Origin of the sequence: Aromatoleum tolulyticum (assembly GCF_900156155.1) — a bacterium.
Classification (GTDB): Bacteria; Pseudomonadota; Gammaproteobacteria; order Burkholderiales; family Rhodocyclaceae; genus Aromatoleum; species Aromatoleum tolulyticum.
The window spans coordinates 39227-52678 of sequence record NZ_FTMD01000019.1 but is presented as its reverse complement, the minus strand read 5'-3'; the positions used below and the strand labels follow the sequence as shown (position 1 = coordinate 52678).

General features: G+C 72.0%; 10 protein-coding genes. All 10 read left to right on the top strand.

The window, feature by feature from the left end; all coding sequences use genetic code 11:
* Positions 1 to 8: 8 nt before the first annotated feature.
* Positions 9 to 728, top strand: a complete 720-nt coding sequence (locus BW991_RS21075; RefSeq protein ID WP_076604081.1) for a CIS tube protein — start codon at positions 9 to 11, stop codon at positions 726 to 728.
* Entirely contained in the window at positions 728 to 892 is a 165-nt protein-coding gene (locus tag BW991_RS23950) for a hypothetical protein (RefSeq protein ID WP_170879146.1), read from the top strand. The genes BW991_RS21075 and BW991_RS23950 overlap by 1 nt, the downstream gene beginning before the upstream one ends.
* Before the next feature lie 169 nt (positions 893 to 1061).
* Positions 1062 to 2111, top strand: coding sequence for a phage late control D family protein (locus BW991_RS21070; protein ID WP_076604080.1), 1050 nt, complete (start codon positions 1062 to 1064; stop codon positions 2109 to 2111).
* Positions 2108 to 2749 carry a phage baseplate assembly protein V gene (locus tag BW991_RS21065; protein ID WP_076604079.1) on the top strand — a complete coding sequence of 214 codons (642 nt, stop codon included), beginning with the start codon at positions 2108 to 2110 and terminating at the stop codon, positions 2747 to 2749. Before BW991_RS21070 ends, BW991_RS21065 begins: the two co-directional genes overlap by 4 nt.
* Positions 2743 to 4395, top strand: coding sequence for a hypothetical protein (locus BW991_RS21060; protein WP_076604078.1), 1653 nt, complete (start codon positions 2743 to 2745; stop codon positions 4393 to 4395). The genes BW991_RS21065 and BW991_RS21060 overlap by 7 nt, the downstream gene beginning before the upstream one ends.
* Positions 4396 to 4407: 12 nt before the next feature.
* On the top strand, positions 4408 to 4797 hold the full coding sequence (locus BW991_RS21055; RefSeq protein WP_076604077.1) for a GPW/gp25 family protein: 390 nt from the start codon (positions 4408 to 4410) through the stop codon (positions 4795 to 4797).
* A 150-nt stretch (positions 4798 to 4947) separates the two neighbouring features.
* Positions 4948 to 7137, top strand: a complete 2190-nt coding sequence (locus BW991_RS21050) for a putative baseplate assembly protein (RefSeq protein WP_076604076.1) — start codon at positions 4948 to 4950, stop codon at positions 7135 to 7137.
* Positions 7138 to 7291: 154 nt separating this feature from the next.
* The gene (locus tag BW991_RS21045; protein ID WP_076604075.1) at positions 7292 to 9748 is read left to right on the top strand and encodes a phage tail protein; all 2457 of its coding nucleotides are present in this window, start codon (positions 7292 to 7294) and stop codon (positions 9746 to 9748) included.
* 191 nt (positions 9749 to 9939) lie between these two features.
* Positions 9940 to 10878, top strand: a complete 939-nt coding sequence (locus BW991_RS21040; protein WP_076604074.1) for a hypothetical protein — start codon at positions 9940 to 9942, stop codon at positions 10876 to 10878.
* A gap of 11 nt (positions 10879 to 10889) precedes the next feature.
* Positions 10890 to 13439 (top strand): coiled-coil domain-containing protein, encoded by a 2550-nt coding sequence (locus BW991_RS21035; RefSeq protein WP_076604073.1) that lies wholly within the window; start codon positions 10890 to 10892, stop codon positions 13437 to 13439.
* The last annotated feature ends 13 nt before the right edge of the window (positions 13440 to 13452 follow it).

Below are 13452 nucleotides of genomic sequence, written 5' to 3'. Positions count from 1 at the left end.
AGAAAACGATGCCCGCAATGCAGATCGCCCGCGCCAAGCTGATCCCGATGAACGGGGACCAGGTCGAGACCGACGAGTCCAAGCACATCGACGTGCAGTTCAACCCGGCGACGCTGCGCGTGACGCTGTCTAACACGCTGAAGGCCGACAACAAGGGCGGCAGCGGGGGCAGCGGCGCGGCCGCGCAGTACGTCGACAAGAGCGAATCGACGCTCGCGGTGGAGCTGGTGTTCGACACCAGCATCGCCGCGACGCTCGGCTCGGACAGCCGCGAGGACCGCGAGACGCTCAGTGCGAACACCGACGTGCGCACGCTGACGAAGCGCATCGCGGAAGCCTTCATGAAACCGCAGGATGCCGAGTCGAAGAAGCCCAAGGCGCCCAAGCGCTGCCGCTTCCAGTGGGGCAGCTTCCAGTTCACCGGGATGCTGTCGAGCTACTCGGAGACGCTGGACTTCTTCGCGCCGGAAGGCATCCCGCTGCGCGCGACGCTGGCGCTGACCTTCAAGGAGGACCGCTACCAGTTCGCGCTGGACCCCTCGGTGCAGGCGGCCGAGCGCGCGCGCCCGAGCTTCGCGCCCGGCGGCGACGGCCAGGACGCCGCCAGCGCCGCGCAGGCGGCCGGGCAGAACCCGCGCGACTGGCGCGGCGTCGCCGACGCGAACCGCCTCGACAACCCGCGCTTCACCGTGCTCGGCACCCTGCTGATTCCCACCGGAGGCCGCTGATGCCCATCGTGATCGACGAACTCGTCGCCGAAGTCCAGCCCGAGCCGAACCCGGCGCAGACCGCCGGCGCCGCGCCGCGCCCGCCCGAAGGCCGGCCCGGCGAGACGCTGCTCGATCTGCTGACCGTGACCCGCGAGCGGGAGGCGCGCCTTGCCATCGACTAGCCGGCATTTCTCTCGCCATCACGTCGCGAGGGCGTCGAGACGCCGGCGTGACGGGGCGCACGGACCGAGGGGGGGCGAAGGCGTAGTCGAACTACGTCGAGCCAACCCGCAGGGAGTACGCCCCGCCACGGCGAGCGTATCGGCGGCCGCAGCAGGGAGGGCGTGAGAAATGCCGGCTACCAGTCCGTCGATCGTCAGCGCCCGTCCGCGCGTGCGCGTGGATGGCAGCGACCGTCCCGCGCTGGGCGAGGCGGCGGCCGCGCTGTCGGTGCATTTGCCGGCGAGCGGCATGGCGAGCGCGGAGCTGCGCGTCGTCAATTGGGCCCCCGGCGGCAGCGGCACGCCGGACTTCGCCTTCCAGGACGTGCGCCTGGGCAGCCGCATCGAATTCCTGCTCGGCGAGACGGCCGACAGCGCGGTGTTTTCCGGCGACATCACCGCCTTCGAGGAGCGCTACGGCGACGGCGCGCCACAGCTCGTGATCCTCGCCGAGGACCCGCTGCACAGGCTCGCCCGCAGCCGCGCGAGCCGGGTGTTCGAGAACAAGGGGCTGGCCGAAGTCGTGCGCGAGATCGCGAGCGACGCGGGCCTGCAGGCCGATGTCAGCGTCGCTGCCGGCAGCGCGGACTGGCTGCAGCACAACGAGAGCCACCTCGCCTTCCTGCTGCGCGTGCTCGGGCCGCACGACATTCCGCTGCGCATGCAGGGCGGGCGGCTGCGCGCGCGCCCCGAGGAGGCGGACGCGAACCCGGTGCGCCTCGACTCCGGCGCCAATGCGCAGCGCATCCGCATCATCGCCGACCTCAACCGCCAGCCGCGCGAGGTGCTCGCGGACGGCTACAACCTCGCCTCGGATGCCGCCGCGAGCGGCAGCAGTTCGTCGCTCGCGCCCGCGCCGGGCGGGCGCACCGCGGCGGCGACACTCGCGGAACTCGGCTGGGACGGCCGCTCGCCACGCCCGCATCCCTTCCCGCGTTCGCAGGCCGAAGCCGAATCGCTCGCACAGGGGGCCTTCCGCCGCGACGCGCAGCGCTTCCTGCACGGCGAGATCGTGTGCTCCGGCACTCCCGAACTGGGCGTCGGGCGCGAAGTCGAGCTCGCCGGAGTGTCGCCGCGGCTCGCCGGGCGCTACCGCATCGCCGACTGCTGGCATCACTTCGACAACGCGCAGGGCCTGTCCACCCGCCTGCGCGTCGAGCGTCCGGACTGGAATCCATGAGCGGACGCCACAGCCCCGGCGCGCTGCAGGATCTGCATCTGGGCGTCGTGCTCGACAACGCCGACCCGGACAACCGTGGCCGCGTGAAACTGCGCCTGCCGGCGACCGGGCTGGAGGTGTGGGCCGCGGTGATGGTTCCCAGCGCCGGCAGCGGTTACGGCGTGAGCCTGCTGCCGCGCCTGAACGAACAGGTCGTGGTCGCCTTCATCAGCCCCGACCTGCCGATCGTGCTCGGCGCGGTGTGGAGCGGCGGCAGTAGCCAGCCGGCGGACGGGCGCCCGGTCGAGGAGCGCTACTTCGTGCAGAGCCCGGCCGGCATCAAGGTGCTGCTCGACGACCAGGAACCCAAGGTGAAGATCGAGACGCCAGCGGGCAACCATCTCACGATCACCGACCAGGGCGGCGGCAAGGTCACGGTCGAGCAAGGTGGCGAGAAGGTCGAGATATCGCCGGGCAACATCAAGATCACGTGTTCCGGCATCGTCAAGGTCGAGGCGGCGCAGGTGACGGTGTCGGCGGGCATGGTCAAGGTCGATGCCGGCATGAGCAAGTTTTCCGGCGTCGTGCAGTGCGACACGCTGATCAGCAATGCGGTGATCTCGTCGAGCTACACGCCGGGGGCGGGGAACATATGGTGACGCTCGATTCCGCGCTCCTCGCCGAGCGGCCGATGCGCGCGCCGAAGTCCGGCGGGCCGGCGCTCGCACACCAGCCGCGCGTCACCGCGCCCTTCTTCGCCGGCGAGGGCGACGGGCTGACGCTGCATCGCTACTTCGACGAGGACTTCGTCGCGCGCTTCCTCAACGACGCGCACGCCGGCCGCCTCACCGGCACCGCCGCGCAGGCGTGGTACCGCGCGGACCGCTTCGGCCGCTTCAAGGACGAGCCGACGCTGCGCCTGCCGATGCATCGCAGCTTCTACCTCGTGTGCGGCGAGGTGCAGTGCGTGGCGCCCGGCGCGCCCGCTTTCGACCCGAAGAAGATCCTGTCGGCCGGCATGGTCGTGCGCCGCGTGCCCGCCGACGGCACGCCGCAGCGCTGGATGGTCGCCGACGGCCAGCCGCTCGGCTGGCGCAGCGGCGAGATCCCGGAGCACGACCCCGACGACGTGCGGCGCCTGACCGCGCGCGGGCTGCTGCCAGCGCGCTTCCCCGAACCGCCCTATTCCGGCGAGGAAGTCGCGCCGCTGCACCCGCTGCTCGTGCGCCGCCGCGATGCGCGCGGGATCGAACGCAGCCACACGCTGCTGTGGGGCTACCTGCCGCTGGGCGGCAGCGCGCGCGAATCCGCCGACGCGCCATTGCCGCAGGCGAACGGCACCGAGGTGCCGGACTTCGGCCTCGAACAGGCGTGGCCGCTCGGCACGCGTGGCGCGAAGGCATGGAATGACGCCGACGGCTTGGTCGTCGCGAACGGCATCGCGACGGTCGGCTTCATCGAGCTGCTGCAGGCGCTGGTCGCGCAGTTCCGGGTCGATGATGCGGGCGACCCGGACAGCGCCGGGCTGCGCACGCTGCTCGCCCAGATCCGCTTCCATGCGCTGGAGTGGCGGATCGTGGACGGCGGGGAGTTGCCGCAGCTCGTGCCGGTGTCCGGCGAGACGGTGCTCGCCTGGCTGGACCGCGCGGCGCCCGCGCTGGTCGAGCTCTTCGCGCGCGTCGTGCGCCGCGAGGCGATTGCGGGCGCGGTCGCCCTGCCCGACGGCTTCGGCGGCACGCGCAACGACCGGCTGTTCATCAGCGAGCAGCAGGCCGCGGACCTGCGCAGTCTCGTCACACTGCGCATGGCGCGGGCGCAGGTGCGCTTCGACGACGGCCTGCCGCTGCCGCGCTACAGCCAGACCGACGGCGACCGCTTCATCGCCGTGCCCTTCGTGCGCTGGCAGGACGACTGCGGCTGCGAGCGCGTCACCTGGGGGCCGGCGAGCCGCGTGTTCCGCGTCGCCTCGCCGCTGGACCCGGACGCGCAGCGCCCGACCACCGTGATCCTGCCCTCGCTCGACGACCTCAAGCGCGGGCTGCCGCGCGGCGTCGCGATGCTCGCGCCGAAGTCGCTCGCCGACGTGCTGAGGAAGATCAGCCCGGGCATCGACATGAAGGGCGACGGGCCGGGCAACAACTGCGGCGCGTGCTGGAGCTTCAGCTTCAGCCTGCCCGCGATCACGCTGTGCGCGATGCTGATGCTGATGGTCGTGATCAACATGCTCAACCTGTTCCTCGGCTGGCTGCCGTGGGTCTTCCTCGCGCTGCCGCGGCTGTGCCTGAAAGCGCTGAAAGGGAAATAGGAGAACGCGACGATGCCGACGCCGGAATCCCTGCTGATGAGTTTTCCGCTCCTCCCCGGCCTCGCCGACGACGGCCGCCCGCAGTGGCGGCGCGGCAATGCGAGCGTGCGCGAGGTGATGCTCAACATACTGCTGACACGCCCCGGCGAGCGCCTGATGCGCCCCGAGTTCGGCGCCGGCATCCGCAACTTCATCCACCACCCCAACAACGAGACCACGCGCGCGCTGATCGCCGACGCCGCGCTGCGCGCGCTGACGCGCTGGGAACCGCGCGTGACGATCGAGGAGGTGCGCGTCACGCCCGACCGCGAACGCCTGTCGCACGTGAATCTTGAGGTCCGCTACCGGCTGCTCGCCGATGGCGGCCGGGAGACGCTCGAACTGGCGTTGGATCTGGGATGAGACCGATGAGCACGTCGCAGATCGTAGGGCGGGAGCAGCGCAGCGTATCCCGCCAATCCAAACGCCGAAGGCTGACCAAACGCCGTGCGTCGGGAGGCGCTACGCGTTCCCGCCAACTCAACCGCCGAAACCATTGAGGGAACCGAACTCATGCCGCTTCCCGCACCCTTCCCCGTCCCCGACCTCGATGACCGCCGCTTCGACGAGCTGGTCGCCGAGCTGCAGGCGCGTCTCGCACGGCATGTGCCGGAGATGGCGCCGCTCGCGCCGGGCGACCCGGTGCATGCGCTGGTCGATCTCTTCGCGTGGCTCACCGAGACCGTCATCTACCGCGCGAACCAGATCCCCGAACGCCAGCGCCTCGCCTTCCTGAACCTGCTGCAGATCCCGCTGCGCCCGGCGCGGCCCGCGGCCGGCATCGTCAGCATCGACGCGAGCGGACGTGCATTGCCGCCGCTGATCGCGACCGAATCGCTGCTCAAGGCCGGCACGACGAGCTTCAGCACCGTCGGCGAAGTCCAGCCGACGCCGCTCGCGCTGCGCGTAGTCGTGAAGCGCACGCTCGACGAGGCGGCGCTCGCCGCCGAAGGCATCAGCCTCGAGCAGCTGCGCGCGCAATACGGCGTCGAACCGGCCGCCTTCCGCCCGGTGACGCTGGTGCCCGGCCACGACGCGCTGAGCGCCGCCGGCACGCGCGACGGCGCCTTCCACCTCGGGATCTGCCTCGCCAAGCCCGCCTTCGTCGCGCAGGCGGAGCTCGTGCGCCGCGAGCTCGCCGGCATCGTGCTGAACATCGGCCTCGCCCCCCTCACCGAACTCGAAGGCCGGCTCGCGACGGGGCTGCGTCCGCGCAAGCTGGCGTGGGAGCTCGCGTGGTGGCCCGACCCCGAGGACGCACCGCAGAACGTGCAGTACCTGCCGCTCGAAGTCGTCGCCGACAGCTCGGCCGGCGGGCGCAAGACCGGCGTCGCGCGCCTGCGCCTGCCGCGCAACGCCGACATGCTGCGCGCGACCGCCGCGCTGGACCCGCAGTTCGCCGGCCTCGGCGACACGCCGCCCGAGGCGCCCGCGGACCTGCGGCCCGGCCAGCTGCTCTTCTGGCTGCGCCTGTCGTGCGCCGACGAGCCGAACCTGACGCTGGGTTACATCGGCGTGAACGCCGTCGACGTGAGCGGCCAGGGCATCGCGCGCGACATCGTGCTCGGCGCCGGCACCGGCCGCCCGGACCAGAGTTTCGAACTACCGCATGCCGACGTCGACGCGGCGAGCGTGCAGGTCGAGGTCGAACATCTGCACGCCTTCCGCCCGTGGACGCAGGTTGCGCATTTCGCCGGCAGCGGGCCGGACGACACGGTCTTCGTCGTCGACGCGGCAAGCGGCAGCGTGCGCTTCGGCGACGGCATCCGCGGCAAGCGCCCGCCCGCCAACGCCCGCATCCGCGCCGCCTTCTACCGCCACGGCGGCGGCAGCCGGGGCAACCTGCCGCCCGACAGCATCAAGGAGATCCACGGCAGCAGCGCCCGCCTCGCGCTGCGCCACGAATGGCCGACGCGCGGCGGCGTCGACGCGGAGACACTGGACGAGGCCGAGCGCCGCATCCCGGCCTTCCTCAGCCACCGCGACCGCGCGGTCACCGCCGAGGACTTCGGCGTGCTCGCGCGCGACAACCCGATCAACCCGGTCGCGCGCGCCGAGGCCGTCGCCGGCTTCTTCCCCGGCGCGAGCCTCACCGCCGTGCGCCGCAACATCCCCGGCGTCGTCGCGGTGTTCGTGATGCCGCCCGCGCCCCAGGCACTCGCCGCCGCGCCGCGCCCGAACGCGGGCCTGCTCGCCGACGTGCATGACTACCTCTCGGCGCGCTGCATGCTCGGCACCGAGCTCTACGTGCTGTCGCCGCAGTTCGTGCCGGTCGCCGTCGCGGTGTCGCTCGAAGTCGTCGATCCCGCGACCGAGCAGCAGGTGCATGTCGAGGTCGAGCGCGCGCTGCTGCGCTACCTGTGGGCGCTGCCGCCCGGCGGGCCGCGCGGCGCCGGCTGGCCGCGCGGCAAGGCGGTCGAGATCAACGAACTGCGCACGCAGGCGGGCCGCGTCGAGGGCGTCGAGGCGGTCAACGCGCTGCGCCTCTTCTACCAGGACCAGCAGCAGAACCCGCCGCTGTGGCTGGAGCTCACCGGCGCGCAGGCGCTGCCGCTGCTGGATTTCCAGCTCCCCGAACTGATGGCGGTCGCGATCCGCCCCGGCGAGGACCGCCCCGCGCCGCCGCGCGGCTTCGGGCCGGGCCGCCCCACCGAAGACGGCCCGCGCGCCGTGCCGGTGCCGGTGATTCCGGATTTGTGCTGAATATGATGGCCTCAGAGCACATTCGAACCCGTAGGGCGGAAAAGCGAAGCGCCTTCCGCCACGCGTCCGTCGAGCCTGCAACGCCGATCATTCGGCGGATAACGCCTTCGGCTCATCCGCCCTACGCTTGGTGCCACCCCCCGGGAGCCGCCCGATGAACAGCAACGGCACCCGCTTCCTGCTCCTCGACGGCGCGTCGGATTTCCGCAACGCGAGCCGCCAGTGCAGCTGGGACGTCGAGCAACGCGCCTTCACGCTCACGCGCCAGGACGCGCCGCGCCTGCCGCAGATGCCGCCGGCACGCGCCCGCGAGCTGCTCGCCGCGGCGACGCCCTGGATCCTCGACGACCACGGCCAGCTCGGCCGCCTTTCCGACGACGGGCTGCGCTTCGAATGCGCGCTGCGCTGGCCGGCGGAGTCCGCGAGCGACTGGCAGCCGGTGCTCGCCGCGCTCGACGACGCCGAGACCGGTGCGCCGAACCTCGAAGCGCTGGTGCTCGATCCGGTCGACGCCCCGGCCGGCCGCTTCACCGACCTCGCCTTCGGCGGCAGCGGGCTGGTCGCGCTGCCGTGGAGCGACGGCGGCGTCGGCAACGGCCTCACCGCAGTGCATCTGCGCCGGCGCTGGCAGACCCGCTGCACGCTGCCCTTCGCGCCGCGCCGCGCGTGGGTCGAAGCGACGACGGGCGCGAACCGCATCTGGCTGCTCGGCGATACGCGCCTGGGGCTCGCCGTCGGCGCGCCGCTGCCGCAGCCCTACGTCGGCCGCCCCGAGCGCTTCGAGCCGCTGCAGGCGAACCCCGACCCGCTGCGCCTCCTGTGGGACATCGACCTGCCGCCGCACGGCGGGCTGCTGGGGCTGGCCGCCGACGACGAGCGCCTCTACGTGCTGAGCGAAGCGACCGACAGCACGGCCGACACGCCGCACCTGCAGGTCTTCAGCCGCCCGCTCGCCGCCGGCCCCATGGAAGGTTTCCGCGTCCATCGCCTGCCCGACGCCCTGCCCGATGGTCTCCCCCTTGCGACCGACATCGCCGCGCTCGGCGACGGCCGCTTCCTGCTGCTCCTGCCCTTCGAGGAAGGCGCCGAGCGCGGCAAGCGCCGCGATTGCCCGCTATTTTCGATTCCGGAGGACGAGGACGAGACCGCCGCCGAACTCGTCGCCGAACGCTGGCCACGCCGTTCCGAAGCCGCACTCCCCGCCGCCGTCCGCTTCGTGCGCCACCGCGACGGCGCGCCGCGCACGCTGACCGCCGACGGCCCGATCCGCCTCTATCGCCTCGCCCAGGCGCACTTCGCCGCGCGCGGCACGGTCACGCTGACCGAGATCCTCGACTCGGCGATGCCCGACACGCTGTGGGACCGCCTGTGCCTCGACGCCTGCATCCCGCCCGGCTGCCGCATCGAGTTCGCCGTGCAGGCGAGCGACGACCGCAACGACCTGCCGGATGAATGGATCGCGCAGCCGCAGCCGGTGCTCACGCCGCGCCCGTCCGAGCTCCCCTTCGCACCCGGCCGCGCGCCACAGGGCGACGACCACGACGACCACGCCGGCCTGTACGAGCTGCTGATCCAGCGCAGCAACGGCGCGGTGCGCGAGGTGCGCGGGCGCTACCTGCGCCTCAGGATCACGATGCACGGCGACGGCCGCCACAGCCCGGCGATCTTCGCGCTGCGCGTGTATTACCCGCGTTTCTCGTGGCAGACGCATTACCTGCCCGACCACTTCCAGCAGCAGGAGCGCCCGCTGCCGCTGGAAGACGCCGCCCCGATTCCCGCCAACGGCGCCGATTTCCGCGAACGCCTGCTCGCGAGCCTGGAAGGCGTGCTAACGCCGCTCGAAGACCGCATCGCGGCGAGCGAGATCCTGCTGCAACCCGCCGCGACGCCCGCCGAGCGCCTGCCCTGGCTCGCCGGCATGCTCGGCACGACGCTGCCGCGCCACTGGCCCGAGGCGCGCCGCCGCCGCTGGCTCGCCTCGCAGGGCGCGCTGCAGCAGACGCACGGCAGCTATCACGGCCTGCTGATCGCGCTCGACATCCTCACCGACGGCGCGGTCGCGCGCGGCGCGGTGATTCCGGTCGAGCATTTCCGCCTGCGCCGCACGATGGCGACCATCCTCGGCATCGACATGGACGACCGCGACCATCCGCTGACGCTGGGCACCGGGCTGTCTGGCAACAGCATCGTCGGCGACAGCCTGATCCTCTCCGACGACCAGGCGCGCGAATTCCTCGCGCTGTTCGCGCCGGAAGTGGCCGAGCGCACGGGCGAGACCGCCGTCGTGGACCGCTTCTTCGACGAGGCCGCACGGCGCATGACCGTGATCCTGCACGGCCCCGCGCGCAGCCTCGCCGCAGTCGTGCGCGACGCACTGCCGTCGCTGGTACCGGCGACCGTGCAATGGGCGATCCGCACCAGCGAGCATCCCTTCGTGCTGGGCCTGTCGCCGCTGCTGGGCATCGACACCTGGCTGGAAACCCAGCCGCCGCCCCGGCGCGTGGTGCTCGACCGCACCCGGCTCGGCCGCGGCGATCTGCTGCACAACCCGGTCGCCCTCGATCCCGAGCACGCCGTGCCGATCGACGCGACTGCGAGCGGAGGGCCGTAGAGGATCATGTGATGTCGAGTGAATGCGGCACGGGACTCCCTCCCCTTCAAGGGGAGGGCTGGGGTGGGGATGGGTTTAGCGACGTGGCGGAAACCCATCCCCCTCCTAACCTCCCCCTTGAAGGGGGAGGAACAAGGTGCCCCGACCAGACTTCATCGATGTAATTGCTGCCCAAATATAGGAGAAAGGGCATGAGCGAGCCCGACAACAACTGCGACGCGAGCCTCGCCGGCGACGGCCGCTTCGAGGAGGCGCTGAAGCGCGTGAGCTACGAGCCCGGCATGCTGCTGGGGCTGGAGGCGACGCGCGCCGAACAGGACTACCACCGCCGCCGCGCGACGCGCCACGGCTACTGGCTGCACGGCGCCGGAACAGTCGCCGGCCTGCGCGTGAGCATCCGCGCCGAGGACCCCGGCAACGACACCGACAACGTGCGTGTGCGCCTGGTGGTGAGCCCCGGCGTCGGCGTCGACGGCCTCGGGCGCGAGATCGGCGTGCCCGAGCCCTACTGCGTCGATCTCGGCGCCTGGCTCACCGCCCAGCACGAGGACGAGGAGCTGTGGGGCGCGCTGATCCGCGACGGCTACGCCGAAGCCGACAACCTGCTGTGGCTCAAAGTCACGATGCGCTACCAGGACTGCCCGAGCGGCCTGCAGCCGGTGCTCGCGACCGAGGTCAATGCCGGCACCGACCCGGTGCAACCGAGCCGCGTCGCCGACTGCGTGCTGTTCGAACTCGTCGCCGAACGCCCCGATGACGTCTCCGCGGAAGAACACCTCTTCGCCGCGCACAGCCGCATCAAGGCCTACGACGAAATCGAGGCGAATCTCGGCGAACGCGAGCGCGCGCAGGTCGAGGCCGCCGCCGGCGCCGCGCGCACCCAGCTCGAACTCGGCGCGCGCCTGCTGCATTCGCTCGGCGACGACAACCAGGCGCTGGTCGCGCGCCAGGCCTTCCTCACCGACCCCGCCGTGCTCGCCCGCACGCTCCTCGCGCGCATCGCGATCCGCCTCACCCCGCCCGCGCCCGAGCCGGACCTGATCGTCAATCCGCGCCGCATCGAGGTCGACAACCTCGTGCGCCCCTTCCTCTTCAACGCCGCCGCGCTCGCCCGGCTGATCCGCGCATAAAGGGAACCGCCATGGCCAACATCCGCTTCACTCCGCTCCGGATCGGCACCACGAACGCGGCCGGCGAGCGCATCTCCAGCATCGACCCGCTGCTGTCGCGCACGAACTACTTCGACGGCCAGCTGCTGAAGGCTTCCGACCTCAACCGCGACCAGATCTACCTCGACGAGCGCCTGCTGGAACTGGGCCAGGTCTTCGGCGCCGGCATCGTGCGCGGGCTCGACCTCAGCCTGCAGTCCGGCCATATCCTGCGGGTCGAGCCCGGCATCGCGATCGCGCCCTCGGGCCGCGTGCTGCAGCTCTCCAACACGCCGCTGACGATCGACCTCCTCAACAGCGGCCTGATCGCGACGCTCAACGACGGCCGCTTCCGCAGCTACGCGCGCGGCCTGTACGCGCTGGCGCTGACCCACGCCGAGGTCGTCGACGGCGTCGCCGAGGCCTTCCCCAAGGACCTCGCCGCGCCGCGCGTCCCGCACGTCGCCGCATGGGCCGAAGGTGTCGAGCTGCGCCTGATGCCGCTGCCGCTGCCGCTGCCGCGCCAGGACGAGATCGCGGTGCGCGCGACGCTCGCGCGTGAGCTGCTGTCCGGCGGCGACCGCCTCGCGCTGCCCTCCGACGACGCCGTCGCGCTGGGCCTGATCGCGGTCGAGCGCGGCCGCATCCTGTGGATCGACCGGGGACTGCTGCGCCGCCCGCAGCGCGCGCTGAACACCCCCAACGCGATCCAGCAGGATCTCGCGGCGCACTACCAGGAGCTGATGCAGACCGTGCTGACGATGCGCCAGAGCGCGGGGCTGCGCGGTGCCTTCGCGGCGAGCCAGTACTTCCGCGTGCTGCCGCCGTGGGGGCCGCTGCCGCAAGACTCGATCGACCCCGTCGGCGGGCGCCAGCAATACTTCCCCAAGGACTACGAGGTCAGCATCGCGCCGGTGCGCCGTAGCGAACTCGCCGCCGTGCTCACCGACTCGGCCCACCTCGCGCCGATCGACCTCGAGCGCGACGCCGACTGCGACGTGATGGTGCTGGTGCCGATGAGCGACACCGCCTTCGCCGTGCGTGCGCGCCAGCTCGAAGCCCCGGCAAGCTTCACGCCGCGTTCGCTGGGCCGGCTCGCGCGCCTCGACCGTCTCGCGCTGCGCATCCTGCCGCAGCCCCCGATCCATCGCATCGACACCGACGCCGACGTGTGGCGCGCGATCTGGGCCGACGTGAATCCGGCCGAGCTGATGTACGTGCGCCGCCCGCCGCGCACTGCCGAGACCGGCGTCAGCGCCGTCGTCCTCGCACTGGGCATGACGCTGCCGCCGCCCGGCTCCGCGCTGCCGCCCGACGCCGCGGCGCTGGAAGAGCAGCTCGATGCGGCGCTGGAGGACATCGACGCCGCCGAGGAGGCGCGCGCCGCGCTCGAAGCCGAGATCGCGCGCCTGAAGCTGCGCATCGCGGAGCTGGAAAAGGCCCTTGCGGCCGCCGGTGGCACGGGCACCCCCGCTGACGCGCAGGCCGAGATCGAACGCCTCACACTCGCACTCGACGCGGCACGCAAGGAGATCGAGGCACTCAAGGCCGACGACCGCAACGCCGCGATCCTCGCCAACGCACTGGAGGCGGCCAGCGACCGCATCGACGCGCTGAAGGCCGAACTCGACGCCGCGCGCGCCGAGATCGAGCGACTGAAGACAACCAGTTCGCCGATCGACGCAACCCTCAAGCAGCGCATCGAGGAACTCGCCGCGGCGCTGGAAGCCGAACGCGCGAAATCCGCCGCGCTGGAGCAGGAACGGGCCACGCTCACCGCGCAGCTCAACGACGCGCAGCGGCGCGTCACCCAGCTCGAAGCCGAACTGAAGGACGCGCTCGCGAAGCTCGAAGCGGCGAGCGGCAGCGTCAGCAGCACCGACGCCGATCTGCTGGCGGTGCGCGAGGAACTGGCGAAGCTGAAAGCCGAACTCGATGCGACGCGCGGCACGCTCGCGACGGCGAATGCCGAACTCGCCGACACGCGGACCAAGCTCGACGCGAGCGTCACCCGCGAGTCCACCGCGGTGACGTCGCTCGCCGACGCACTCCGGCGCATCGACGAACTGCAGGCCACGGGCAACACGAGCAGCACCGAGAACACCACCCTGCGCAACCGCGTCGGCACGCTCGAAACCCAGCTCAGCAGCGCGAACTCGACGATCGAGCGGCTCAAGACCGAAGCCGCACAGGGCACCGATCTCGCGGCCGAACTGACGCTGGAACGCCTCGCGCGGGCACGCGGCGCCGATGCGGCCGGGATCAAGTCCGCCACCGCGGCGGACACCCTGATCGCCGGCAACGAGGCCGCGCGCATCGCCGCGGTGCAGATCGTCGGCCTCGCCGACCGCCGCCTTGACCCCGCGCTGTGGCCGAGCATGATGGCCATCGCCCGCAAGGACGTGGTCCTGTTCCAGAAGCTGCGCGACCGCTTCGTCGACGCGGCCGGCAACATCAATCTGCCCGAGTTCTTCATGGCCGAGGGCAAGGATTTCGGCCTCACCGACAAGCACATCGAACTCTGGAAGCAGGTCGCCGGCTAATTCGCCACGGAGC